The 26,101-nt window shown below is 63.1% G+C and carries 22 protein-coding genes and 1 other RNA gene; 11 read left to right on the top strand and 12 right to left on the bottom strand.

The window, feature by feature from the left end; genetic code table 11:
• From PQR54_RS20150 to serC, 4 genes are all read right to left on the bottom strand, one after another.
• Positions 1-942 (bottom strand): prephenate dehydrogenase, encoded by a 942-nt coding sequence (locus PQR54_RS20150; protein ID WP_408248730.1) that lies wholly within the window; start codon positions 940-942, stop codon positions 1-3.
• A gap of 52 nt (positions 943-994) precedes the next feature.
• Positions 995-2,107 (bottom strand): histidinol-phosphate transaminase, encoded by a 1,113-nt coding sequence (gene hisC / locus PQR54_RS20155; RefSeq protein ID WP_408248732.1) that lies wholly within the window; start codon positions 2,105-2,107, stop codon positions 995-997.
• A gap of 78 nt (positions 2,108-2,185) precedes the next feature.
• A complete protein-coding gene (gene pheA, locus PQR54_RS20160) occupies positions 2,186-3,268 on the bottom strand; it encodes a prephenate dehydratase (RefSeq protein ID WP_012433979.1) in 1,083 nt (360 codons plus the stop codon).
• A 69-nt stretch (positions 3,269-3,337) separates the two neighbouring features.
• The gene (gene serC, locus PQR54_RS20165) at positions 3,338-4,420 is read right to left on the bottom strand and encodes a 3-phosphoserine/phosphohydroxythreonine transaminase (protein WP_408248734.1); all 1,083 of its coding nucleotides are present in this window, start codon (positions 4,418-4,420) and stop codon (positions 3,338-3,340) included.
• Between the two features lie 65 nt (positions 4,421-4,485).
• Here serC and PQR54_RS20170 point away from each other — a divergent pair, with 65 nt between their 5' ends.
• Positions 4,486-4,713 carry a hypothetical protein gene (locus PQR54_RS20170; RefSeq protein ID WP_408248736.1) on the top strand — a complete coding sequence of 76 codons (228 nt, stop codon included), beginning with the start codon at positions 4,486-4,488 and terminating at the stop codon, positions 4,711-4,713.
• A 2-nt stretch (positions 4,714-4,715) separates the two neighbouring features.
• Here the strand turns inward: PQR54_RS20170 and PQR54_RS20175 are convergent, their stop codons facing one another.
• The gene (locus tag PQR54_RS20175) at positions 4,716-5,318 is read right to left on the bottom strand and encodes a DUF2059 domain-containing protein (protein WP_408249255.1); all 603 of its coding nucleotides are present in this window, start codon (positions 5,316-5,318) and stop codon (positions 4,716-4,718) included.
• Between the two features lie 123 nt (positions 5,319-5,441).
• On the bottom strand, positions 5,442-8,078 hold the full coding sequence (gene gyrA, locus PQR54_RS20180; RefSeq protein ID WP_408248738.1) for a DNA gyrase subunit A: 2,637 nt from the start codon (positions 8,076-8,078) through the stop codon (positions 5,442-5,444).
• Between the two features lie 486 nt (positions 8,079-8,564).
• Between gyrA and ompA the strand changes: the two genes are divergently transcribed.
• The 5 genes from ompA (at position 8,565) to PQR54_RS20205 (ending at position 11,965) form a co-directional block, all read left to right on the top strand.
• A complete protein-coding gene (ompA, locus tag PQR54_RS20185; RefSeq protein ID WP_028200089.1) occupies positions 8,565-9,212 on the top strand; it encodes an outer membrane protein OmpA in 648 nt (215 codons plus the stop codon).
• A 193-nt stretch (positions 9,213-9,405) separates the two neighbouring features.
• A complete protein-coding gene (gene ubiG, locus PQR54_RS20190; protein WP_408248740.1) occupies positions 9,406-10,104 on the top strand; it encodes a bifunctional 2-polyprenyl-6-hydroxyphenol methylase/3-demethylubiquinol 3-O-methyltransferase UbiG in 699 nt (232 codons plus the stop codon).
• A 31-nt stretch (positions 10,105-10,135) separates the two neighbouring features.
• Entirely contained in the window at positions 10,136-10,849 is a 714-nt protein-coding gene (gene gph, locus PQR54_RS20195; RefSeq protein WP_116139588.1) for a phosphoglycolate phosphatase, read from the top strand.
• Positions 10,850-10,962: 113 nt separating this feature from the next.
• Positions 10,963-11,332: a transfer-messenger RNA gene (gene ssrA, locus PQR54_RS20200) on the top strand.
• Positions 11,333-11,605: 273 nt separating this feature from the next.
• The gene (locus PQR54_RS20205) at positions 11,606-11,965 is read left to right on the top strand and encodes a COG4315 family predicted lipoprotein (protein WP_012433989.1); all 360 of its coding nucleotides are present in this window, start codon (positions 11,606-11,608) and stop codon (positions 11,963-11,965) included.
• A gap of 107 nt (positions 11,966-12,072) precedes the next feature.
• Here PQR54_RS20205 and PQR54_RS20210 read toward each other — a convergent pair whose 3' ends face one another.
• Both PQR54_RS20210 and PQR54_RS20215 read right to left on the bottom strand, forming a co-directional pair.
• Complete coding sequence (locus PQR54_RS20210; protein ID WP_408248743.1) at positions 12,073-12,339, bottom strand: hypothetical protein; 267 nt, start codon at positions 12,337-12,339, stop codon at positions 12,073-12,075.
• Positions 12,340-12,447: 108 nt separating this feature from the next.
• Positions 12,448-13,527, bottom strand: a complete 1,080-nt coding sequence (locus PQR54_RS20215; protein ID WP_408248745.1) for a substrate-binding domain-containing protein — start codon at positions 13,525-13,527, stop codon at positions 12,448-12,450.
• A 134-nt stretch (positions 13,528-13,661) separates the two neighbouring features.
• Between PQR54_RS20215 and PQR54_RS20220 the strand changes: the two genes are divergently transcribed.
• The 4 genes from PQR54_RS20220 to PQR54_RS20235 are packed head-to-tail and all read left to right on the top strand — an operon-like array spanning position 13,662 to position 18,929.
• Entirely contained in the window at positions 13,662-14,147 is a 486-nt protein-coding gene (locus PQR54_RS20220) for an NAD(P)H-dependent oxidoreductase subunit E (protein WP_408248746.1), read from the top strand.
• Positions 14,144-15,706 carry a formate dehydrogenase beta subunit gene (locus PQR54_RS20225; RefSeq protein ID WP_408248748.1) on the top strand — a complete coding sequence of 521 codons (1,563 nt, stop codon included), beginning with the start codon at positions 14,144-14,146 and terminating at the stop codon, positions 15,704-15,706. Before PQR54_RS20220 ends, PQR54_RS20225 begins: the two co-directional genes overlap by 4 nt.
• A 14-nt stretch (positions 15,707-15,720) precedes the next feature.
• Entirely contained in the window at positions 15,721-18,669 is a 2,949-nt protein-coding gene (gene fdhF / locus PQR54_RS20230) for a formate dehydrogenase subunit alpha (protein WP_408248750.1), read from the top strand.
• A gap of 8 nt (positions 18,670-18,677) precedes the next feature.
• Positions 18,678-18,929, top strand: coding sequence for a formate dehydrogenase subunit delta (locus PQR54_RS20235; protein ID WP_106283278.1), 252 nt, complete (start codon positions 18,678-18,680; stop codon positions 18,927-18,929).
• Between the two features lie 144 nt (positions 18,930-19,073).
• On the opposite strand, the gene PQR54_RS20240 is transcribed toward PQR54_RS20235, so the two are convergent.
• The 3 genes from PQR54_RS20240 to PQR54_RS20250 form a co-directional block, all read right to left on the bottom strand.
• A complete protein-coding gene (locus tag PQR54_RS20240) occupies positions 19,074-20,798 on the bottom strand; it encodes an FAD-dependent monooxygenase (RefSeq protein WP_408248752.1) in 1,725 nt (574 codons plus the stop codon).
• 147 nt (positions 20,799-20,945) lie between these two features.
• Positions 20,946-22,070 carry a cation diffusion facilitator family transporter gene (locus tag PQR54_RS20245; RefSeq protein ID WP_408248754.1) on the bottom strand — a complete coding sequence of 375 codons (1,125 nt, stop codon included), beginning with the start codon at positions 22,068-22,070 and terminating at the stop codon, positions 20,946-20,948.
• A complete protein-coding gene (locus PQR54_RS20250; protein WP_408248756.1) occupies positions 22,067-22,426 on the bottom strand; it encodes an ArsR/SmtB family transcription factor in 360 nt (119 codons plus the stop codon). The genes PQR54_RS20245 and PQR54_RS20250 overlap by 4 nt, the downstream gene beginning before the upstream one ends.
• A 137-nt stretch (positions 22,427-22,563) precedes the next feature.
• On the opposite strand from PQR54_RS20250, the gene PQR54_RS20255 reads away from it, so the two are divergent.
• Positions 22,564-24,411 (top strand): tetratricopeptide repeat protein, encoded by a 1,848-nt coding sequence (locus PQR54_RS20255; RefSeq protein WP_408248758.1) that lies wholly within the window; start codon positions 22,564-22,566, stop codon positions 24,409-24,411.
• Between the two features lie 113 nt (positions 24,412-24,524).
• Here PQR54_RS20255 and PQR54_RS20260 read toward each other — a convergent pair whose 3' ends face one another.
• Complete coding sequence (locus PQR54_RS20260; protein WP_408248759.1) at positions 24,525-25,826, bottom strand: MFS transporter; 1,302 nt, start codon at positions 25,824-25,826, stop codon at positions 24,525-24,527.
• Between the last annotated feature and the right edge of the window lie 275 nt (positions 25,827-26,101).

Raw genomic sequence — 26,101 nt, forward strand, 5'->3', positions numbered from 1 at the left:
TTATTTCGACGCGTCGCTATTCGCGACGCCGGCCGCGCGCTGTTCCTGCCATTCGGTGCGCGCCACGCGCGAGCGCGCGAACACGGCTTCGAGGGCGGCGCCGTCGGCGGCTTCGATGGCGGCGCGCAGGCGCGCCAGCACCGCCGTGTAGGCGTCGAGTTCGTCGAGCAGCGCGACGCGATTGGCGACGCACACGTCGCGCCACATTTCCGGGCTCGACGCGGCGATCCGCGTGAAGTCGCGGAAACCGCCCGCGGCGAACGAGAATTTCAGCGCGGCGTCGGGCGAATTGAGAATCTGCTCGACCAGCGCGAACGAGAGCACATGCGGCAAATGGCTGACCGACGCGAACACGCGGTCGTGCTGCTCGGGCGCCATGTCGCGCACGAGCGCGCCGCTAGCGCGCCACATCGCCGCGACGCGTTCCACGTCTGCCGGCGCATTCTCAGGCAGCGGGCACAACACGACGTTGCGGCCGACATAGAGGTCGGGCAACGCCGCTTCCACGCCGCTGGCCTCGCGGCCGGCAATCGGATGCCCCGGCACGAACTGGCCGATGCGCGCACCGAGCGCCGCGCGGGCTGCGGCGACCACGTCAGACTTGGTGCTGCCGGCGTCGGTGACGATCGTCGCGGTGTCGAGAAACGGCGCGATGCGTTCGAGCAGCGGCTGCGTTTGCGCGACGGGCGCGGCGAGCAGGACGAAGTCGGCGCCACTGAGCACTTCACTGAGCGCGGCGTCATCGTTCAGCGCCGCCGAACCGTCGATCACACCCAGTTCCAGAGCGCGCTCAGTCGATGCGGACGAACGCCCGACACCGATCACCTCGCGCACACCTTCGGCCTCACCGCGCTCGCGCAACGCGCGCGCAAGCGATCCGCCGATCAGGCCGACACCGAAAATTACCAGCTTGTTAAATGAAAACGCGGCCACGTCGGTCACAGATAAAGCGCGCCTTTCATGCCGACGAGGCGCGCGGGTCAAGGGTTCCCGCTTATGCGGCGGCGAGCGTCTTTTCGAGCGCCGCGATAAATGCCTCGTTTTCTTCCGGCAGGCCGATCGTGATGCGCAGCCACTGCGGCAAACCGTAGTTGCCGACCGGACGCACGATCACGCCCTGCTTCAGCAATTCGAGGTTGACGCGGTTGCCGGCAGCGTCGTCGTTGCCGACACGCACCAGCACGAAGTTGCCGTCCGACGGCACATACTCCAGGCCGAGCTTGTCGAACGCTTCAGTCAGTCGGCGATAGCCCTGAGCGTTCAGCGCGGCGCTTTTTTCCAGAAACGCCTTGTCGTTGAGCGCGGCGATCGCCGCGGCTTGCGCAAGCGTGTTCACGTTGAACGGCTGACGCAGACGATTCAGCAGATCGGTCAACTCAGGCTGCGCGATCGCGAAACCCACGCGCAAACCGGCGAGGCCGAACGCCTTCGAGAACGTGCGCGACACCAGCAGATTCGGATAGCGACGCACCCAAGCGATCGAGTCGTAGCGCTTCTCTTCCGGCAGATACTCGGTGTACGCCTCGTCGAGCACGACGGCTACGTGGCGCGGCACCTTGTCGAGAAACGCTTCGAGCTTCGGTCCTTCGATAAACGTCCCGGTCGGGTTATTCGGATTGGCGACGAAAATCAGACGCGTGTCATCAGTGACGGCGGCGAGCATCGCGTCGAGGTCGTGACCATATTTAACGGCCGGCACGACGATCGCGCGCGCACCCAGGCCTTGCGTGGCCAACGCATAAACCGCGAACGAATACTGTGCATAGACGATCGACTGGCCCTTTTCCACAAACGCATGCGCTGCGATTTCGAGGATGTCGTTGCTGCCGTTGCCGAGCGTGATCCAATCGGCCGGAACGCCATAGCGCTCGCTCAGCGCAGCCTTAAGCTCAAACGCGTTCGCATCCGGGTAACGGCCCAGTTCGCTCGCGGCCCGCGCCATGGCGCGTTGCGCCGACTCCGGCATGCCGAGCGGATTTTCGTTCGACGCGAGTTTCACGATGGTCGCTTCGTCCAGACCGAACTCGCGGGCCACTTCCGAAATCGGTTTGCCTGCGATGTAAGGCGCAATCGCGCGCACGTAGGAAGGACCGAAAGACGCTGTCATGAGAATCTCCGAACGACTATGAGTAATTGAATGCGCGGCGGCCGCGGCGTGGTGCTGCGGGCCGCCGCGTGAATATCATTAGCGGGCGCGCGGATACGAACCCAGAATCTTCAGGAACGCGGCCTTCTCGCCGAGTTCGGTGAGCGCGGCGGCGACCGCCGGGTCGTCCCGATGGCCTTCGACGTCGATGTAGAAGTAGTACTCCCACGTGCCGACACGCGCGGGGCGCGATTCGAAGCGCGTCATGGACACGCTGTGACGCGCCAGCGGCTCCAGCAGTTTGACCATCGCGCCCGGTTCGTTCACGACCGACACGATCAGCGACGTCTGGTCATATCCGCTCGGGCCGGCAGGCTGCTTGCCGATCATCACGAAGCGCGTGCGGTTGTGCGGATCGTCCTGGATCAGCGCATACGCGACTTGCAGACCGTAATGGGTCGCGGCGCGATCGCCGGCGATCGCCGCCACGGTCGGATCCTCCGCCGCCATGCGTGCCGCTTCGGCGTTGCTCGACACCGCCTGGCGCTCGAGATGCGGCGCGTTGGTCGACAGCCAGCGCTGGCACTGCGCAAGCGCCTGCGCATGCGCGCACACGCGCGTCACGCCGGTGAGCCCGCCGTTCAGCGTCAACAGATTGTGATGAATCGGCAAAGCCAATTCGCCGCCGATCGTGAGTTGCGTTTGCAACAGCAGATCGAGCGTGCGCGACACCGCGCCTTCGGTCGAATTCTCGACCGGCACGACGCCGAATTCCGCGGCGCCGGCTTCGACCGAACGGAACACTTCGTCGATCGACGGACACGGCAGGCCTTCGATCGACTGACCGAAGTATTCGTGCATCGCCTGTTCGCTATAAGTACCGACCGGCCCGAGATACGCGGCCTTGATGGTCTTCTCGAGCGCGCGGCTCGCGGCCATGATCTCGCGCCAGATCGCGCTGATATGCTCGCTCGCGAGCGGCCCTTCGCTCATGTCCTGCAAGCGCGCGATCACTTGCTGTTCACGCTCGGGCCGAAACACCGGCGCGTTGAAATGCTTCTTGACTTCGCCCACTTCGAGCGCCACCGCGGCGCGCTGATTGAGAAGCGCGATCAATTGCGCGTCGAGCGCGTCGATGCGTTCGCGAAGGGGTTTGAGTCGGGTATTGAGTTCGTCGTCCATGCGTGAAAACGGCCCTGCCGGTAGCTGCTGCACAAATGCGTGCTGGAAAGGATGCGCGCGCCGTAATACTCAGGCGCTGCGCTGTTCGAATTCCTTCATGTATTCGACAAGCGCTTTGACGCCCTCGAGCGGGACGGCGTTATAAATCGACGCCCGCATGCCGCCGACGGACTTGTGGCCCTTTAGCTGCACCATTCCCCGCGCTTTCGCGCCGGCCAGGAAATCTTCGTTGCGCGACTCGTCGGCGAGGAAAAACGGGACGTTCATCCGCGAGCGCGAGCCACGCTCGACCTTGTTCAGATAGAAGCTGCTCGAGTCGATGGCGTCGTACAGCAGTTTCGACTTTTCGACATTGCGCGCTTCCATCGCGGTCAGGCCGCCCTGCTTCTTCAACCACTTGAACACCAGCCCGGCGATGTAGATCGCATAGGTGGGCGGCGTGTTGTACATCGAATTGTTCTCGGCGACGGTCTTCCATTCGAACGCCGACGGGCAGATTGACTGCGCGCGATCCAGCATGTCTTCGCGCACGATCACCACCGTTACGCCGGCCATGCCGATGTTCTTCTGCGCGCCGCCGAACAGCACGCCATATTTGGCGATGTCCATGGGACGCGACAGGATATGCGACGAGGCGTCGGCCACGAGCGGAATATCGCCGAGATCGGGAATTTCGAATGTCTCGACGCCGTGGATCGTCTCGTTCGTGCACAGATGCACGTAAGCCGGGTCGTCCGACAGTTGCCATTCGGAACGGGCGGGTGCGCGCGTGAAACCGTCCGCGGTCTGACCGCTCGCCGCCAGATGCACGGTACCGTACTTCTGAGCTTCCTTCAGCGACTTCTGCGACCACGAACCCGTCACGACGAAATCCGCGCGCGGCTTTGCGCCCATCAGATTCATCGGCACGATTGCGTTCTCACCGAGACCGCCGCCTTGCAGGAACAGAATGCGATGGCTTGCCGGCACTTCCAGCAAGTCGCGCAGATCGACGAGCGCTTCCTCGTGGATCGACATGAACTCTTTCCCGCGATGGCTCATTTCCATCACGCTCATGCCGCTGCCCTGCCAATCGAGCATTTCGTCGGCGGCTTGACGCAGCACTTCTTCGGGCATGGCCGCGGGGCCGGCGGAGAAATTAAAGACGCGCATCGTGAGATCCTGGAAGCAGGCGCAAAAAAAGGAAGAACGCGCAAAGATCGGCGAAGCTGGCAGCCGTGCAAACAACCGCGGTGACGCTAACAACGCAATTTTGCCGGCGCGATTTTCTGACGCGGATTCGGACCATTTCGCGCCGAAAAAAAAATGGCCGTCTGCGCGCGTGCGCAAACGGCCATTATCGCATTGTCATCGCCAAGCCGCCAAACCCGGTGCGCCATTCAGCCTATGAGGCGGACCTGCCGGGCGGCGGCTGGCGCGATGTCAGCGCAGCCTTTCGACCTTAGCTTTACTTAGCCGGCTTGACCGAAGCGACTTCCTTGTCGGCCTGGTCACGCGTTGCCTTGATCGATTGCGGCATGTACTTTTGCATCAAGCCGTTCACGACGTCGCGGCCAACCTGGTCTTGCACCTGGATGAACTTGCGGCCGGTCGGGCTCTTGTAGAACGTGGTCAGATCCTTGATTTCCGACGTGCTGTAGTACTTCGCGTACGCGTCGTACTGAGCTTGCATGGCGTCCTGACGGAAATTGTCCGTGGCGAACACCTGGCCTGCGCCGTCAACCAGCTTCGGCACTGCGTTCTTTTGCAGCGTCGGGACGGAAGCCTGCTTCTGCTTGTCCGTCATCGTCTTGTTTTCGCTCAGCGCGTCCGACAGGATGGCCGGAACCAGCTGCTTGGCTTGCATCTGTGCGCTGTTGCCGATCGCGCCGACGAGCTTCTGCGCGTCGATTGCGTCCAACAGGTCCTTGATTGCAGCCTGCTTGGCCGGATCAACCGGTGCTGCGGCAGCTGCCGGAGCCGCCGGAGCCTGGCTCTGAAGCGCTTGAGCCATAGCAAAGGTCGGCACGAGGGCAGCCAGCAACATCAGTTGTTTGAATCGTTTTTGCATCATTACTCCCTAATAGAAATGAACTTGAGCAGCAAGCCGCGCGGGACACGTATCAGCCCGATACGCCATTATTCCCGGCGCAGCTTTCAACTAATCACTGAGACTGAAAGACGCAGAAGCGAATCAGGCTGCACCGCCCTCTTCACCACCGTTGTCACCTTCTGCGGGACCTTCGGCGTCGCCTTCCGCATCACTTTCTGCCTCCGCCTCAGCAACCTGTTGCAGACCTGAAAGCTTGGTCCCTTCGTCAAGGCTGATGAGTGTAACACCTTGGGTTGCACGTCCCATTTCTCGAATTTCCGAGACGCGCGTACGGATCAGCACGCCAGTATTGGTGATCAGCATGATCTGCGCTTCCTGATCCACCAGCGTGGCGGCCACGACGCGGCCGTTACGCTCCGACGTCTGGATCGCGATCATGCCCTTCGTGCCGCGACCATGACGGGTGTACTCGGTGATCGGCGTGCGCTTGCCGAAACCGTTTTCCGTTGCGGTGAGCACCGACTGCTGCTCGTCGCCGGCCACCAGCAGCGCGATCACGTTCTGACCGTCTTCGAGCTGCATGCCACGCACGCCGCGCGCTTCCCGGCCCATCGGACGCACGTCGTTCTCGTCGAAGCGAACCGCCTTGCCCGAATCCGAGAACAGCATCACGTCGTGCTGGCCGTCAGTAATGGCGGCGCCGATCAGGTAATCGCCGTCATCCAGACCGACCGCAATAATACCCTTGCGCAACACGCGGCCAAAGGCTTCCAGCGGCGTCTTTTTTACGGTTCCTAACGCGGTGCCCATGAAGACGAATTTGTCAGCCGAGAATTCCTTGACCGGCAGAACAACCGTGATCTTTTCGCCTTCCTGCAGCGGGAAGATATTGATGATCGGACGGCCGCGCGAGTTCCGCGAACCTTGCGGCACTTCATAGACCTTCACGCTATAGACTCGGCCGCGATTCGAGAAGCACAGAATGTGATCGTGCGTGTTCGCGATGAACAGCGTGTCGATCCAGTCGTCTTCCTTCATCGCCGTGGCTTGCTTGCCGCGGCCGCCGCGCTTCTGCGCGCTGTATTCGGACAGCGGCTGCGATTTCACGTAGCCGGCGTGCGACATGGTCACGACCATCTCTTGCGGCGTGATCAGATCTTCGGTGTTCAGTTCGGTGGCGTTCAGCTCGATCTTCGAGCGGCGCGCGTCGCCGAATTCGGCTTTGATCGACGTGAGTTCGTCGACGATGATCGCCGTAATGCGTTCCGGGCGAGCCAGAATGTCCAGCAGGTCGGCGATTTGCGCCATCACTTCGCGGTACTCGCCAATGATCTTGTCCTGCTCCAGGCCGGTCAGGCGCTGCAGACGCATCTGCAGAATTTCCTGAGCCTGGGTGTCGGAGAGACGGTAGAGGCCGTCGGACTGCATGCCGAACGACGGATTCAATCCGTCAGGACGATAGGCTTCGCGACCGCCCGCCGTCGCGTTTTCCGTCTCGGCGCGCGACAACATTTCGCGCACCAGCGACGAATCCCACGGACGCGCCATCAATTCCTGCTTGGCGATGGGCGGAGTCGGCGCGGCTTTGATGATCGCGATAAACTCGTCGATGTTGGCGAGCGCAACCGCCAGACCTTCGAGCACGTGGCCGCGTTCGCGCGCCTTGCGCAGTTCGTATACAGTGCGCCGCGTCAGCACTTCCCGGCGATGCGACAGGAAGCACGACAGCATTTCCTTCAGGTTCAGCAGCTTAGGCTGGCCGTCGACCAGCGCGACCATGTTCATGCCGAAGGTGTCCTGAAGCTGGGTCGCCTTGTACAGATTGTTCAGAACGACTTCCGGCACTTCGCCGCGCTTGAGCTCGATCACGACGCGCATGCCGCTCTTGTCGGACTCGTCGCGGATGTCGGAAATGCCTTCGAGCTTCTTCTCGTTGACCAGTTCGGCGATGCGCTCCAGAAGTGAGCGCTTGTTCACCTGGTATGGCAGTTCGTCGACGATGATCGACATGCGCTGACCGCGGTCGATTTCCTCGAAGTGCGTGAGCGCGCGCATCACTACGCGCCCGCGGCCGGTGCGATAGCCGTCGCGCACGCCGGCCACGCCGTAGATGATGCCGGCGGTCGGGAAGTCGGGTGCCGGAATGATTTCGATCAGTTCGTCGATCGTGGCTTCGGGGTTCTTGAGCAGATGCTGGCAGGCGTCGACAACCTCATTGAGGTTGTGCGGCGGGATGTTGGTCGCCATGCCGACCGCGATGCCGGACGAGCCATTGATCAGCAGATTGGGAATGCGCGCCGGCAGGATGGCCGGTTCGTTTTCGCTGCCGTCGTAGTTCGGCGTGAAATCGACCGTTTCCTTGTCGATGTCGGCCAGCAGTTCGTGGCCGATCTTCGCCATGCGGATTTCGGTGTACCGCATCGCCGCGGCGTTGTCGCCGTCGACCGAGCCGAAGTTGCCCTGACCGTCCACCAGCATGTAGCGCAGCGAGAAGTCCTGCGCCATCCGGACGATGGTGTCGTAAACAGCTGTGTCGCCGTGCGGGTGATATTTACCGATGACGTCGCCGACAATACGCGCCGACTTCTTGTACGCCCGGTTCCAGTCGTTATTCAGTTCGTGCATCGCGTACAGCACGCGCCGGTGCACCGGCTTCAGGCCATCGCGAACATCGGGAAGCGCACGCCCCACGATCACGCTCATCGCGTAATCGAGATACGAACGGCGCATTTCCTCCTCTAGGGAGATTGGCAGAGTCTCTTTGGCGAATTGATCCATTATCCGTATCTTTTACGTGCCAAGACGACGGCTTAACTTCAATCCGCCGCGCCTTCGCGTAAGCATTGCAGGCGCAACGCATCACGCGATTCTAACATGCCGCGAATCCGCTCCCGGCTAAGGTACGTATACCTATTAGTGGGACGCGCGCGAAGCTTTCCTCGACGCTCATTTTTGGCGTCGGTCAGGCTCGATTCGTGCGTGGGGCAATTCGCCGCTCAGCCATGACTGGCGGAGCCTCCAAGGAATTGCTTTTGTTGCGCATGCACCACAATTGGAGGGTGATTTGATGGGGGGCAGATTTTTTTATCGTTGGAAGGGAACGATATGGCAAAATGCCAACGCACAAAGAGTTAGACACTGCTCGAAGTCTACACAGCACGTTTTTTGTTCTACACCGATGTTATACTTCGAGCAATGTATGACTTGTCTTCGTCAACAGGCTCGCAGTAAACCTGCGGTAATCTCAATTTCGAGAGGAGAAATATGAATAAACTTTCAAAGCTCGCGTTCATTGCAGCTACCGCGGTTATGGCTGCATCCGCCATGGCACAGTCGGTGCCGGCGTCGCGACAAGCTACGAACGACAACTGGGTGAATGGTACCGGCGAATACGTGTGGATGAACGGCACGAACGAGCTGTGCTGGCGCGATGCATTCTGGACGCCGGCTACGGCCAACGCAAAGTGCGATGGCGCTCTGGTTGCTCAAGCTCCGACTCCGCCGGCTCCGGTCGCACCTGCACCGGCTATTACGAGCCAGAAGATTACGTATCAAGCTGACGCACTGTTCGACTTTGACAAGGCAATCCTGAAGCCGGCTGGCAAGGAAAAGCTGGACGATCTGGCATCGAAGATCGGCGCGCTGAACCTCGAAGTCGTCGTCGCAACGGGTTACACGGACCGTATCGGTTCGGACAAGTACAACGACCGTCTGTCGCTGCGCCGTGCTCAAGCTGTGAAGGCATACCTGGTCAGCAAGGGCATCGAATCCAACCGTATCTATACGGAAGGCAAGGGCAAGCGCAACCCGGTCACGACCGGTTGCAACCAGAAGAACCACAAGCAACTCATCGCCTGCCTCGCACCGGATCGTCGCGTGGAAGTGGAAGTTGTTGGTACTTCGAAGCAGTAAGCTACAAAATACCGCAGTATCAAAGCCCCGCTTCGGCGGGGCTTTTTTTATGTCCGGCCACGTGCGCGGCGCCACATCGGGCACCGCGCCGACCCTCGAGCGGGCGGCATTTTGCCGCTCCGTCTCTCGCCCTATATACTCAGGGTTTATCCTCGAGCGCCCGCTCACCGCTCTCTTCGAGGCAGCTTCCGCCATGACCAACGCCGATCCCCACGAACTGCAGAAATTTAGCGATCTTGCGCATCGTTGGTGGGACCCGAATGCCGAATTCAAGCCGTTGCACGAGCTCAATCCGATTCGCCTGAACTGGATCGACGCGCACGCGCATCTCGCGGGCAAGACCGTGCTGGATATCGGTTGCGGCGGCGGCATTCTGTCCGAGTCGATGGCCGGTTTGGGAGCGCACGTGAAGGGCATCGACCTGTCGACCCAAGCTTTGGGCGTGGCCGATCTTCACAGCCTTGAAAGTGGTGTAACCGTCGATTACGAAGAAGTCGCCGCCGAGGCGCTCGCCGCCCGCGAACCCGCGAAGTACGACGTCGTGACCTGCATGGAAATGCTCGAGCACGTGCCTCAGCCTGCCGCCATCGTCGAGGCGTGCAAGACACTGGTGAAACCCGGCGGCTGGGTGTTCTTTTCGACCCTGAACCGCAACGTGAAGTCGTATCTGTTCGCGGTGATCGGCGCCGAATACATCGCGCGCATGCTGCCCAAGGGCACGCACGACTACGCGCGCTTCATTCGCCCGTCGGAACTGGCGAGCTTCGTGCGCGGCGCAGACCTGCGCACCGCCGATATCAAAGGCATCGTGTATAACCCGCTCAGCAAGCATTTCATGCTGTCCGCCGACACGAGCGTGAACTACATGCTCGCCTGCCGCCGCGACGTTTGATCCGCCCCGACCTGCCGGACCTATCGAACCAATGAGCGATCCCACGCCCCTGCCCCAACGCGAAGACAACGAAGATGCACTCGGTCTTTGCCATGCCGTCCTGTTCGACCTCGACGGCACGCTAGCCGACACGGCGCCCGACCTCGCGGCGGCCGTCAACAAGATGCGCCACGATCGCGGGCTCGAGATGGTGCCGCTCGAAGATCTGCGCCCGCTTGCATCCGCGGGCGCGCGCGGGCTGATTGGCGGGGCGTTCGGGATCGGCCCCGATAGCCACGAGTTCGCGTCGATGCGCGAGGAATTCCTCGCCAACTACGAGGCGGACCTGTGCATCGAGACCACGCTGTTTCAAGGCATTCCCGAGATGCTCGACGAACTGGACGCACGCGGTGTGCGCTGGGGCATCGTCACGAACAAGGTGGCGCGGCTCACCGAGCCGCTGATCGCTCAACTCGGCCTCGAAGAGCGTGCGGGTTGTGTCGTGAGCGGCGACACCACGCCGCATTCGAAACCGCACCCGGCGCCATTGCTACATGCGGCGCGCGAACTGGACGTGGCGCCGGAGCGCATCGTCTACGTCGGCGATGATCTGCGCGACGTGCAGGCCGGTTTCGCAGCCGGCATGAAAACGGTCGCGGCGGCGTACGGCTACTGCGGCAACGACATCCCGCCGACGCAATGGCATGCGCAACACGTCGTCCAATCGCCGGCGGAATTGCAGAGACTGCTGCGCGACATCGGCTGAAACGCAGGCGGCAAAAGCCGGGCCGCCGCGCCGGCCGCGCCAATGAGTCAGGACGTGGCCGTCGATCTATTGTAAAATCTCTGCCTGGCTCAGAAACTTGAGCAACGAACCGCGGGGGCGACCTGGTTTCGACAGGGGTTGCGAAGCGGCTAGGGCATGTCGAGGCCCCGTCACCTCGTAAATCAGCGGGAAAAACGTAACTGCAAACGACGAAACGTTCGCACTGGCAGCCTAAGGGCCGCCGTCCTCTGCCTAGTTCACTGACGGGCTAGAGTCGCAAGACCGGTAGCAATACCGACAGAGGTCATATACGTCAGTTAAGCCTTGGTGGTGTCACGACATCCGGGTCGAAAACCTAGTGAATCGCCGTAGTGCAGCGTGTTCGTCCGCGTCACTATGGTTAAATCAAAAGACAGAACTACACATGTAGAACTAGTCGTAGAGTGCTTCTGGACGCGGGTTCGATTCCCGCCGCCTCCACCAGAACATGTTTCACGCTGCACCATCAAGTCTCATCGGAAACCCGTAAGCAGCCTGCTGCTTGCGGGTTTTTTCTTATCCCCCGCGTCCTTCCCGCTGCGCGCTTTCCCGCACTATCCTTTTCTTATCTCATCCCCGCGCCGTCACGGAACGGACCCTGACACGGTCCTCAGATGACGAAGTGATTGGAATAAACGCATCCGCTCAGTCGTTTGATCCTCACTCGCGCACGCCGTGCCTCGCGTGAGACCAACACCAAAATCAGGAGCCGACATCATGCGCAAGACTCTCTTCTGCCTCGCCCTTCTCGCCCTGCAACAAAGCGCTTTCGCCGAAGCACCGAAGATCGTCGATGGACGTTTCGTCAGTGCAGACGGCATGACGCTCTACACCTTCGACAAGGACACCACACCCGGCGTGAGCGCCTGCACAGGCGGCTGCATGAACTACTGGCCCGCGGCCACGGCGAGCGCGTCAGACAAACCGTCCGGCGACTGGACCGTGATCACTGGCGCAGACGGCAAACCGCAATGGGCGTACAAAGGCCATCCGCTCTATCGCTACGCAGCGGACAAGCAGGCGGGAGACATGAAGGGAGAAGGCTTCAAAGACATGTGGCACACGGCAAAACCTTAAGCGCGCGCCGCGAGCCAACAACTAGCACGCCAGACTGAACCTGAGAGCTAAAAGAAAGACGCCGGCAGAAAGCCGGCGTCGCACCAACAACGGACACGCGCGTCCGCTTATTCGTCTTTAGGACACTGCAGATTGCAGCCATTCGGATCGCCCATATCGCCGCGCTTGCGCATAGCCGATTTTTTGCCGGTCTGGTATTTGTCCGAAGGAGACGACGCCGCAAACGGCATTTGCGGATGTTCGGCTAGACGGAACTGATCTTGCAGAATGCCGCCCGGAACACCCGGCGAATTCTGTGCGAAAGCAACTGATTCAGTCGCGAGGAGCACACCAGCCGTCGCAACGGCAGCACATGCGTGAAGAATGACTTTCATATGGATCGGCGCGACGTAACGCGCGGTTTAGGCGGAAGCGGAAGCTTAGAGAGTATCCCAAACGGACGCCACACGCAGCGCCAAACACAGCCTGATGTTTACGGCCGCTTACGCCACCGCTTCGCCCAAGCCCTCTTCGAGATCGACCACCTTGCCGCAGTCTTGCGGATCATAGCCTTCGAGCTGATCGACGCTACGGCGAAACGCATTGCCGCGCAGCAATCCGAGCACCGTCGCCAGCGGCATACGTTCGAGGCGCGCGCGGTCGCAGGCAAAATAATAGTCTTCGTCGACAATCGGAATGAAGTCCAGACCGAAGTGGTGCGCCGCGGGCTCCACGCCGAAACCCACATCCGCCATGCCGCTCGCGACGAACGCCGCGATCGCCGAATGCGTGAGTTCGGCCGACGCGTAGCCATTGACCCGATCCGGATCGACTCCGACTTTCCGTAGCGCGAGATCGAGCAACATGCGTGTGCCGGAGCCGGGTTGTCGATTCACGAAACGGATATCGTCGCGCGCGAGATCGCCCAGACCGGCAATTCCCTTGGGATTGCCCTTGCCAAGAAAAAGCCCTTGCTTGCGTCGCGTGAGATGCACGAGCACGTGACGCTGCGGATCGAGCCAGCGCCGATATGCATCGGCACACGCCGCGCGAAACTCGCCCAGCGGCAAATGGAAGCCGGCCAGATCGCATTCGCCGCGCGCAAGCGCGCTGACGGCGTCCGCGCTGTCACGATACTTGATGTCGACCGGCAGATCGTTGGCAACCAGCGCCGTCACGAGCGCGGCCACGGCGTAGCCGTGCGACGCGAAGATGCGCACGTCGTCGGCGGGCGGCGCGAGCCAGCGGTTCAGATCGCTCGCCACTTCGCTGGCGAGTGCCTGCATGTTGCCGTCGAGCCGCTCGCCGCACAGACGCTGCGCGCGCAACACCGCTTGCCCGAGTTCGGAGAGAACCGAGCCGCGGCCACGCTCCTTTGCGATCAGCGGACCGCCCAAACGCTCTTCGATGCTGCGCAGTAAACCCCACGCATGACGGTAGGACAAACCCTTAAGCGTCGCCGCCTGCGCGATGCTGCCGGATTCGTCCACCAGCGCGAGCAGCGGCACCACGTCCGACAGGCTTGCCTCCCGGCCGTCCGCGCCCTTCACCACCAGTTGCACCTGACATTCGATTCTGACCATATATGTTGAACTCTTTCCTATTGCATCGGCCGAAATGCCCGCCTATTGTTCGGCTATCCCATATCGAATAAACGAAGCATAAGTGCACGCATTATGAATAACAAGTGCATATATGACTTTGGAGGAGCTCCCACTTGGACGATTCCATCGCCATCGCGCCGGATCAACTCGTTGAGCGTCACGCGCAACCGGGCGTGTCGCTGCTAGCGGTCTTGCACGCGATCCAGAACGAAGTTGGTTACGTGCCACCCGCCGCAGTCGCGCCGCTCGCGCGCGCCATGAATCTGTCGCGCGCGGAAGTGCACGGCGTCATCACCTACTACCACCACTTCCGCACGCAGCCGCCCGCGCCCGTCACGGTGCAACTGTGCCGCGCGGAAGCCTGCCGCAGCATGGGCACCGAAGCGCTCGCGCAACATATCGAGGCGCACACGGGTTGCCGCTTCGATGGCGAACATCAGCACGGCGTAGCGGTGGAACTGGAATCGGTGTATTGCCTTGGCCAATGCGCGCTGTCGCCGGCGCTGATGCTCAACGGCACGCTGCATGCCAGAGTCTCGCCGCAAAAGTTCGACGCGATCTTCGCGGCCGCCAGCAAGTGCGTGGAGGTGACGGCATGACGCGCATCTACGTTCCTCGCGATTCGTCGGCGTTGGCGCTTGGCGCTGACGCGCTAGCACAAGCGATCGAAACCGAAGCGGCACGCCGCGGCCTCACCATCGAACTGGTTCGCAACGGTTCGCGCGGCCTGCTGTGGCTCGAACCGCTCGTCGAAGTTCAGACGCCTGAAGGCCGCATCGGCTACGCGAATATCGAAGCCGGCGATGTCGTCGCGCTGTTCGACGCCGGCTTCCTTGAAGGGGGCGCGCACGCAAACCGCGTCGGCGTGGTCGACGAGATCCCGTATCTGAAGAAGCAGCAACGCCTGACGTTCGCCCGCATCGGCATCACGGACCCGCTTTCCATCGACGACTATGTCGCCCACGGCGGCCTCGAAGGCTTGCGCCAGGCGCTGCAAACCGACGGCGACACCGCCTGCGAAGCGTTGATCGAGTCCGGCCTGCGTGGCCGCGGCGGCGCGGCCTTCCCCGCCGGCATCAAATGGCGCACGGTGCGTGGCGCCAAGGCGGCGCAGAAGTACATCGTCTGCAACGCGGACGAAGGCGATTCCGGCACCTTCTCCGATCGCCTCGTGATGGAAAGCGATCCGTACGTGCTGATCGAAGGGATGATCATCGCGGGTGTCGTGACCGGCGCGACGGTCGGCCATATTTATGTGCGCAGCGAGTATCCGCATTCAATCGCCACGCTCGAAGCCGCCATCGCGAAAGCACGCGCCGCCGGCTGGCTCGGCGACAGCGTGCTTGGCTCAATGCATCGCTTCGAACTGTTCGTCGCGAAAGGCGCCGGCGCCTATGTGTGCGGCGAGGAAACGGCGTTGCTGGAATCGCTCGAAGGCAAGCGCGGCATCGTGCGCGCCAAGCCGCCGGTGCCGGCGCTCGTTGGTCTGTTCGGCCAGCCGACCGTGATCAACAACGTCATCACGCTCGCCACGGTGCCGATCATCTTCGCGCGCGGCGCGGCGTTCTACAAAGACTTCGGCATGGGCCGCTCGCGCGGCACGCTGCCGTTCCAGCTCGCGGGCAATGTGAAGCAGGGCGGCCTGGTCGAACTCGCGTTCGGCGTGACGCTGCGCGAATTGCTGTACGACTACGGCGGCGGCACGGCAAGCGGCCGGCCGGCGCGCGCGGTGCAAGTGGGCGGCCCGCTCGGCACGTATCTGCCGGAAAGCCAGTGGGACATTCCGATGGACTACGAGGCGTACGCGGCAGTCGGCGCGGTGGTGGGGCATGGCGGCCTCGTCGTGCATGACGACACCTCGAATCTCGCCGAACTCGCGCAGTACGCCATGCACTTTTGCGCGCTCGAATCGTGCGGCAAATGCACGCCGTGCCGGATCGGCTCGACGCGCGGCGTCGAAGTGATCGGCCGGATTCGCAACGGCGATACGTCCACACGACAAGTGCAGTTGCTGCGCGATCTGTGCGACACGATGGTGTCCGGTTCGCTGTGCGCGATGGGCGGTATGACGCCGTTCCCGGTGCTGTCCGCGCTCGATCATTTCCCCGAAGACTTCGGTCTCGCCGACGTATCTCATCACGCGCCGAAAGCGGCCTGACCCAGGAGCCCACCATGTCCGACGTGCTCAACTCTCCCACTGGCGGCTGCGGCTCAGGCAACTGCGCGTGTAAATCGCAGGCGCAGCAACAGCGCGCGCCCCGCTCCTTTTTCGACGACACCGATTTCGGCACGCCCGAGCGTCACGCCGATATCGACGTGACGCTGGAAATCGACGGCCAGTCCGTCACCGTTCCCGCCGGCACCTCCGTGATGCGCGCCGCCGTCGAAGCGGGCGTCAACGTACCGAAACTCTGCGCAACCGATTCGCTGGAACCGTTCGGCTCGTGCCGTTTGTGTCTGGTGGAAATCGAAGGCAAGCGCGGCTATCCCGCTTCGTGCACGACGCCGGTCGAAGCCGGCATGAAGGTCCGCACGCAAACCGATCGTCTGCAGTCGCTGCGCCGCAATGTGATGGAACTGTACATCTCCGATCACCCGCTCGACTGCCTCACCTGCCCCGCCAACGGCGACTGCGAACTGCAGGACATGGCGGGCGTTACGGGCCTGCGCGAAGTGCGCTACGGTTTCGACGGCGCGAATCACCTGAAGGACAAAAAGGACGAGTCGAATCCGTACTTCACCTACGACGCGTCCAAGTGCATCGTCTGCAATCGCTGCGTGCGCGCGTGCGAAGAAACGCAGGGCACGTTCGCGCTGACCATCGCCGGACGCGGTTTCGAATCGCGCGTGGCGGCCAGCGAAAACGTGCCGTTCATGGAATCGGAATGCGTGTCGTGCGGCGCGTGCGTGGCCGCTTGCCCGACCGCGACCTTGCAGGAAAAGACCGTCATCATGCTTGGCCAGGCCGAGCATTCGGTGGTGACAACGTGCGCGTATTGCGGCGTCGGCTGCTCGTTCAAGGCGGAGATGAAGGGCAACGAGGTCGTGCGGATGGTGCCGCACAAGAACGGCCAGGCCAACGAAGGCCACGCCTGCGTGAAGGGCCGCTTTGCCTGGGGCTACGCGACCCACAAGGACCGCATCACCAAGCCGATGATCCGCGCGAAGATCACCGATCCGTGGCGCGAAGTCAGCTGGGAAGAAGCGCTCACGTATGCGGCGTCGGAATTCCGCCGCATTCAGGCGAAGCACGGGCGCGATTCGATCGGCGGCATCACGTCGTCGCGTTGCACGAACGAAGAAACGTATCTGGTACAAAAGCTCGTGCGCGCCGCGTTCGGCAACAACAACGTCGACACCTGCGCGCGCGTTTGCCACTCGCCGACCGGCTATGGACTGAAGACCACGCTCGGCGAATCGGCGGGCACGCAGACTTTTGCGTCCGTGGATAAAGCCGACGTGATCATGGTGATCGGCGCGAATCCGACCGACGGCCATCCGGTGTTCGGCTCGCGCCTGAAGCGCCGTGTGCGTGAGGGTGCGAAGCTGATCGTCGTGGATCCGCGCCGCATCGATATCGTCGATACGCCGCACGTGAAGGCATCGCATCATCTGCAATTGCGGCCGGGCACCAACGTGGCCGTCGTGAATGCGCTGGCGCACGTGATCGTCACAGAAGGCCTGGTCAACGAAGCATTCGTCGCCGAGCGCTGCGAAACGCGTGCGTTCGGGCAATGGCGCGATTTCGTCGCGCTGCCCGAGAACGCGCCGGAGGCAACCGAGGCTGTGACCGGCGTGCCGGCTCAATTCGTGCGCGAAGCCGCCCGCATCTATGCGACCGGCGGCAACGCCGCGATCTACTACGGCCTCGGCGTCACCGAACACGCGCAAGGCTCGACGATGGTGATGGGCATCGCCAACCTCGCAATGGCGACGGGCAACATCGGCCGCGAAGGCGTGGGCGTGAATCCGCTGCGCGGCCAGAACAACGTGCAGGGTTCGTGCGACATGGGCTCGTTCCCGCACGAACTGCCGGGCTATCGTCACATCAGCGACACGGTCACGCGCACGCTGTTCGAAGACGCCTGGAACGTCACGCTGCAACCGGAACCGGGCCTGCGCATTCCGAACATGTTCGACGCCGCCGTGCACGGCACCTTCAAGGGTCTGTACTGCCAGGGCGAAGACATTGTGCAGTCGGATCCGAATACGCATCACGTGTCGGCCGCGCTGTCGTCGATGGAATGCATCGTCGTGCAGGACATTTTCCTGAACGAGACCGCCAAGTATGCGCACGTGCTGCTGCCGGGTTCGTCGTTCCTCGAAAAGGACGGCACGTTCACCAACGCGGAGCGCCGCATCTCGCGCGTACGCAAGGTCATGCCGCCGGTGCCGGGTTATGCCGACTGGGAAGTCACGGTCCTGCTCTCTCGCGCGCTCGGCTATGAAATGGACTACACGCACCCGTCGCAGATCATGGACGAGATCGCGCGTCTCACGCCTACCTTCCACGGCGTCTCGTACAAAAAGCTCGACGAGATGGGCAGCATTCAGTGGCCTTGCAACGACGATGCGCCGGACGGCACGCCGACCATGCACATCGACAGTTTCGTGCGCGGCAAGGGCAAGTTCGTGATCACGAAGTTCATCGCGACGCCCGAGAAAGTCACGCGCAAATTTCCGATGCTGCTCACCACGGGCCGTATCCTGTCGCAGTACAACGTGGGCGCGCAGACGCGCCGCACCGAGAACTCGCGCTGGCATGACGAGGATCGGCTGGAAATCCATCCGCATGACGCCGAAGAACGCGGCATCAAGACCGACGACTGGGTCGGCATCGAATCGCGCGCGGGACAAACCGTGTTGCGCGCGAAGGTGACGGAACGCATGCAACCGGGCGTGGTTTATACGACGTTCCACTTCCCTGAGTCGGGCGCGAACGTGATCACCACCGATAGCTCGGACTGGGCGACCAACTGTCCGGAGTACAAGGTGACCGCGGTGCAGGTGATGCCGGTCGAACAGCCGTCGCAATGGCAGAAAGACTATTCGCGGTTCAACACCGAACAGCTCGATCTGCTGAAGCAGCGCGAGCTGGCCAACACGACATCGGGCAAGTGAGGGCAGCCATGGACAATCAGAACCTGATCGACATGGCTAACCGGATCGGCGACTTTTTCGATTCGATGCCGGACCGCGAGGAAGCGCTCGCCGGCATCGCCGATCATATCCGCCGTTTCTGGGAGCCGCGTATGCGGCGCGCGTTGCTGGCTTCGCTCGATGAGCCGGATGCGAGCGGCATCGAGATGTCGGCCATCGTCGAGGAAGCGCTCGTTAAACATCGCGAGCAATTGACGCCGGCGGCGCCGACGACGGTTTAGCCAGGCGCGGCGGCGGCGGCTGTGCAGCTTTGGCCGCATGCTCGCGCGCGCAATCCCGGTCGCACCAATGGGGCATACCGGCCGAGACCGTGACGCACCACCACTGACCTCGCACCACTTACAGCCTGGCTCGGCAGGCGGTCGTCACAACGCCGCCTGCTCCGGCACCTCGCCACTCACCGTGAACCACGCTTCGCAATGCCGCAACAGGCCGTGCAGATCGGAGCCGGTGCGTCCGCGTGCGCTGATGTAGCCATCCGGGCGCACCAGATAGAACGAAGGCCGCGTACGCCCATACGATTCGGAAAGCGCCGGACCGCCATCGCCGTTGGTATCCGTGATGCGCCAGATGCGCACCGCGCCCGGCAGCAATCGCTCGACCTCGGCCGCCACGCGTTCCATTTCCGGGTCCGGCGGCGGCGCATGCTTCGCCGCGGGATCGAGCGGCGTTTCGTCGACGGGCAGCGGCGGCACCAACAGGAACAGCGAGAAGAACGCCGGATCGTGCAGATCGAAAATGCAGCCGACGCCGGGCGCGCGGCCAAGCGGTCCGTCCACCACATGCACCAGCGCGTCGGGCGCGCGCTCGCCGGCACGCGGTCCGCCATCGAGCACGCGCTCGAGCGTCAGCGGACTGCGCCGGTACTGGATCGACAGTTCGCTGATAGTGGCGCGTGCGGCATCGCGCAGCGGACCCAGCGCGGCGAGCACCGGCATCACGCGTTCGCGCAACAGCTTGAGCGGTCCGTGATCGGCCTCGGCCATATGCGTGATGAAGCCGGTCTGCCGCAGCACGTCACGTTCGATCGGATGACGTTCGGTGTGATAGGTGTCGAGCAGCCGGTCCGGCGCCGCGCTCTTCATGACACGCGCCAGCTTCCAGCCGAGATTGAACGCTTCCTGAATGCCGGTGTTCATGCCTTGCGCGCCGGCCGGACTGTGCACATGCGCGGCGTCGCCCGCGAGGAAGATGCGGCCGACGCGCAGCCGGTCCACCATACGGCTGTTCAGATGAAAATACGAGGACCACGCCAGGTCCGACACGTCGACCCGCTCGCGCACGCGCCGCGCGATCAGCGCCTTGCATTCCTCGAGCGACGGCGCCGGCACCTTGTTCAACGGCGGCTCGCCCAACACCGCAGGCGTCGCGGACGGCGCGACCGCGGCAGGCTCGACCGCATGATCCGCTATCAGGCGATGCCGGCCGTGGCCCATCGGAAACAGCGCCACCAGACCTTCGCCAGACGCGAAGATATGAAACTCGTCTTCGGGCCAATCGGTTTCGGCGTGCAGATCGGCAAGCAGGAACGTCTGCTCGAAGGTCTTGCCTTCAAAGCTCAGACCCAGCCGGTGACGGATCGCGCTATGCGCGCCGTCGGCGGCGATCATGTACGACGGGCGCATCGTCTCCGTGTGACCGTCCGCGCGGCGCAGCGTCGCCTGAATGCTGGCGGAGCCTTGCGCGAACATCGTCAGCTCGACGCCGCGCTCGACCGTCACGCCAAACGTCGCGAGATGCTCCGTCAGCAGGCGCTCGGTCACGGACTGATCGAGAAAGAGCAAATACGGATAGCGCGTGTGGAGTGGATCGAAATCGAGTTGCGCGAGACGCATGCCATTCGAAAACAGATTGGCGATGCGCGCGCGATGGCCGAGTTCGAGAAACGGTTCGACCAGCCGATGCTGCTCGAGCAACTCGAGCGTGCGCGCCTGAATGCCGATGGCCCGCGAATACGGGTTCGGCTGCATGGCTTTGTCGATCAGACGCACGGGGATGTGGGCACGCGCCAGACTCATCGCCGCGGCGAGCCCGGTGGGGCCGGCACCGACGATCAGCACCTGCGACGCATCGTTTGCGGCAGCGTCCATGCGGAACTCCGGAAACAACAATGCGTTCTAGTGTACGCCCGGAGGAAGTCGCCCTGGAGCGCCGCCGGCAAGCCGCTGACGGTGCGCTGCATCAATCGTGCGATTGGCTTGCGCTTACCGTGAGCTTGCTATGCGTTCCAGCTTGCCTCAATGCGCGTGAGGCGCATGATCCATTGCGCACCGATGGTCCGTGGTGCCGAGGTCGACTTGCAGCGTCGCGTGCTGCATCGAAAAGCGTTCGCGCAGTATGACGACGATGCCGTCTAACGACTCGTCGCCGGGGTGGCCGGCCGGCATCACCAGATGCGCGCTGAGCGCATTGCCGGTGGTCGACAGGGCCCACACGTGCAGATCGTGCACATCGACGACGCCGGGCTGCCCCGCCAGATAATCGCGGATGCTTTGCAGATCGACGCCGGGCGGCACGGCGTCGAGCGCGAGGCGCACCGAATCGCGTAACAGGCCCCACGTGCCGACCACCACGACCGCCACCACGAGCAGGCTCATGATCGGATCGAGCCACGTCCAGTTGGTGTAGAGAATCACGAGACCGCTTACCGCGACCGCCGCCGAGATGCCGGCATCCGCTGCCATATGCAGGAAGGCGCCGCGAATGTTCAGGTCTTCCTTCTGCCCGCGCATGAAGAGCCACGCGGAAATCCCGTTGACCACCACGCCGACCGTCGCGACGACGAACACCGCGAGCCCCGCCACCGGCGCTGGGTTCATCAGCCGCCCGATCGCTTCGGCGACGATCACGCCGCACGCGAACAGCAGCAGCCCGGCGTTGATGAGCGAGGCGAGGATCGATGAGCTGCCGTAACCGAACGTGTAGCGCGCCGACGGACGACGCGTGGCGAGCCATGACGCGCCCCAGGCGAGCAGCAGCCCGAGGACATCGGAGAGATTGTGGCCGGCGTCGGCGAGCAGCGCGGTGGAATGAGCGAGCACACCGTAGACGGCTTGCGCGATCACGATGGCGATGTTCAACACGACCGCGAGCGCGAACGCACGGCCGTGGCCTGCGACGGGAGCATGGGCGTGGTGGTGGCCGGCGTGGCCGTGGGCGTGACTGTGACCGCTGTGACTGTGGTCGTGGCCGCTGTGGTTGTGGCCGCTTTGGTCCTGCCCGCTGTGGTTGTGCCCACGGTGGCTGTGGCCGCCGTCACCGTGGCTGTGGCCGCCGTGTGCCTGACCAGCGTGGTCAGCGTGGCCCGAAGTGCAATCGTGACGCTCTGCCGCAACTGCGTTCGGAGTTTCCGGTTTCTTCATGACGGTTCCAGTGAATCATCGCCGGCCGGTTCGGCCACGTGTTCGAGCATGCCGGCCAGCATCGTGCTGATGTGGCGGTCGGCGGCGAGATAGAAGACCTGCTTGCCCTGCCGCTCCGCGCGCACGACCCGCGCCGCGCGCAGCAGCCGCAAATGATGGCTCACCAGCGACGACGACAAACCCAGCGCCTCCGCAATCGCCCCAACGGCGCGCCGCTCGTCGAGGCAAGCCAGCACGATGCGCAAGCGCGTGGGGTCGCCGAGCAGGCGAAACAGATCCGCGAGCGGCACGATCGTATCCATCGAGCGATCGTCGAAGCTCGCAAACGACGAGGTAGAAGCAAGGGAAGAAGCCATGGCAGGCGAAGCTGCGGAAGAACATATGAACATGTATTCATATGTTATAGATATTGAGGCAACCGGTCAAATCCGAGCGCGGTCCGGCGAGTGTGGGAAAATGCGGCCTCTGCCTCACCCGAATGCCATCCCCCGTCATGCAACCTGTATTTGACCGCGCTTTCGCGGCGCATCGTGACGGCCGCCTCGACGACGCCGAACGCGGCTACCGCGCGACGCTCGACGGCAATCCCGCGCACGTCGACGCGTTACACCTGTTGGGCGTTCTGCGCCACCAGCAGGGCCAGCACGCCGAAGCCGCCGAGCTCGTGCGGCGCGCGGTGAACCTGCGTCCGGAAGACGCCGCGCTGCAACTGAACCTGGGCAACGCGCTGAAAGCGCTGGGCCAGATCGACGACGCCATCGAACAGTTCCGCAATGCGCTGACGCTCGCCCCGTCTTTCCCGATGGCGCACTACAACCTCGGCAATGCCTACGCCGCCGCGGGCCGTCATGAAGACGCCGCCGATGCATTCGAAAAGTCGTTGCGCCTGCAACCGGACGACGCTTCGTCGCACAACAACCTCGGCAATGCGCTGCACGCGCTCGGACGCCACACGGAAGCCATCGCCGCGTTCCGGCGCACGCTCGAGCTGCGTCCCGGTCACGCCGGCGCGCTCAATAACATGGGCATGTCGCTGAACGCGCTCGGTCGCGCCGAAGAAGCGATCCCGTGTTTCCAGACGGCGTTGGCGGCCGAGCCGCGCTTCGTCGCCGCGCACTTCAATCTCGCCAACACCTTCGACGCCACCGGCCGCCATGCCGAAGCGGTCGCGTCGTTCAAGGCGGCGCTGGGCTTGCAGCCGAACCTGCCGCCGGCGATCTTCGGCATGGGTAACGCGCTCGCGGCATTGGGACGCCACGCCGAGGCGCTGCCGTATCTCGAACGCGCCGTCGGTCTCGATCCGCAATTCGCACTCGCGTGGCTGAGTCTGGGCACCGCGCATCAGGCGCTGGGCGCGCATGGCCCCGCCGTGCGTGCGCTGGATCAGGCGCTGCGTCTGCGTCCCGATCTCGCCTCCGCGCATATGAACCGCGCGCTCGCGTGGCTTGCGCTGCGCGATTTTGCGCGCGGGCTGCCGGAGTACGAGTGGCGCCTGCAAACCATGGCGCAGCCGGTGATCCAGACGCTGCCGCGCTGGCACGGCGAGCCGATCGCCGAACGTACGCTGCTGGTTCACGCCGAGCAGGGTTTCGGCGATACGCTGCAATTCGTGCGCTTCGTCCCGCTGGTCGCGCAGCGTGCGGCGCGCGTCGTACTCGAAGTGCAGCCGCAACTGCTGCCCTTGCTGGCCCCGGCCGCGCAAGCCTGGCGCGTGACGCTGATCGCCCAGGGCACGCCGCGTCCCGCCGCCGATCTGCAATGTCCGCTGCTGAGCCTGCCGCTCGCACTCGGCACGACCTTCGACACCATTCCGGGCCGCACGCCCTACCTCAGCGTGCCGCCCGCCTATGGCCGTAAATGGCGCGGCTCGCTCGGCGGCCAGGCGAAGCGCAAGATCGGCATCGCGTGGTCGGGACGCATCCAGCAAAACGAAACGCGTTCGATGCCGCTCGCCGCGCTCGATCCGCTGTTCGCACTCGAAGGCATCGACTGGATCGTGCTGCAGCCCGAGTTGAACGCCGACGAACGCGTGGCGCTCGACACGCATCCACGCGCGGCGTCGATTCATCGCTTCGACAAGCGGATCGGCGACTTCGCCGACACGGCGGCGATCATCGACCGGCTCGACGCGGTGGTGTCGATCGATACGTCTATCGCGCACGTTGCCGGCGCGCTGCGCAAGCCACTGTGGTTGATGCTGCCGTTCGCGGCGGATTGGCGCTGGTTTGCCGGCGAAACACGCAGCCCCTGGTATCCGGGCGCAACGCTGGTGCGTCAGCCGCAACCCGGCGCATGGGGCGATGTCGTCGAGGCCGTGGCGAACGAGTTGCGCAAGGGCTAGCGCACACGCCGCCCGGCGATGTCAGCCGTCGTCGCCGAGCACAAAACAAAAACCCCGCGTTCGTTAGAACGCGGGGTTTTTTACTTGCCCGAATGAACCGTGAACGGTGAAGCTCAGGCCGTCCGATATTGATTGCGCGATTCCGGCGTGCGATACAGCACCAGCGTCGCGATCAACCCGCAAATCGCCGCCACACCCAGGAACAGGCCCGGTGCCGCCTTGTTGCCGGTAGAGTGAATCAACAACGTCGAGATTGCCGGCGTGAAGCCGCCGATCGTCGTGGCGAGGCTATAGGCAAGCGAGAAACCAGCGGTCCGCACTTCGACCGGCATGACTTCGGTCAGCGCCACGACCATCCCGCCGTTATAGCTGCCGTACAGGAACGACAGCCACAGTTCGACCTCCAGCAGACGCGCGAACGACGGGTCCGCCACCAGCCACTGCAGCGCCGGATACGCGGTGATGATGGTCAGGATCGTGAACGCCAGCAACACCGGACGCCGGCCGATACGGTCGGACAACGCCCCCGCGAGCGGCAGCCAGATCAGATTCGACAGACCGATACAGACCGTGACGACCAACGTATCGATCGACGACAGCTTCAGCACTTCCTTGCCGAAGGTCGGCGTGTACGCCGTGATCATGTAGAACGACACCGTGGTCATGATCACCATGCCCATGCCGCCGAGCACGATGCCCCAGTTCGCGGCCATCGTCTTCATGATCTCGCCCATCTTCGGATGGTGCTTGCGTGCCTTGAATTCTTCAGTCTCCTGCAACGAACGACGGATGATGAACAGGAACGGCACGATCAGGCAGCCGATCAGGAACGGCACGCGCCAGCCCCAGGCGTTCATCTGGTCAGCCGGCAACAGCTTGTTCAGGAAGACGCCGATCAGCGCGGCGAACACCACGGCGACCTGCTGGCTGCCCGACTGCCACGCGCAATAGAAACCCTTGTTGCCCTTGGTGGCGATCTCCGACAGATACACCGACACGCCGCCCAGTTCGACCCCGGCGGAGAAACCCTGCAGCAGCCGGCCGCCCAGAACGAGCACCGGCGCCAGCAAGCCGATCGTCGCGTAACCTGGAATCGATGCGACCGTGAGCGTGCCGAGCGCCATCAAGCCGAGCGTGAGGATCAGGCCTTTGCGCCGGCCGTGATGATCAATGTAAGCGCCGAGGACGATCGCGCCGAGCGGCCGCATCAGGAAGCCCGCGCCGAACACCGACAGCGACAGCATCAACGAGGCGAATTCGTTGCCGCTTGGAAAGTAGGTCTTGGCGATCGCCGAAGCGTAATAGCCATAAACCATGAAGTCGTACATCTCAAGGAAGTTGCCGCTGACGACGCGGAAGACTGTCTTGACTTTGGATTCTTGCGATGTGGAAGTAGCGTGTGTCGCAGTAGACATGACATTCTCTGATGAGCCTGTCGCCACGCGGCAATCGGCGACGGCAGGCAGTTGAAACGATCCACCGCGTTCGGCAAGCGGATGCCTCGGACGGCTGCAAGAGAACGCGCCCGGGGGGCGCAGCATTTTCATGCTGAACGCATTCTCGCGGTATCAGGGTAAACGTTGGGACTCATGCGATGGCCGCTCCACGTAATGTTACCGGTGAAGTCGCTGTCGCGAAATGCATACATTTTCCTTACATAGATGGCCGGTCGTCGCGATAACATTTGCAG

This window comes from Paraburkholderia phytofirmans, assembly GCF_046028095.1.
Classification (GTDB): Bacteria; Pseudomonadota; Gammaproteobacteria; order Burkholderiales; family Burkholderiaceae; genus Paraburkholderia; species Paraburkholderia phytofirmans_A.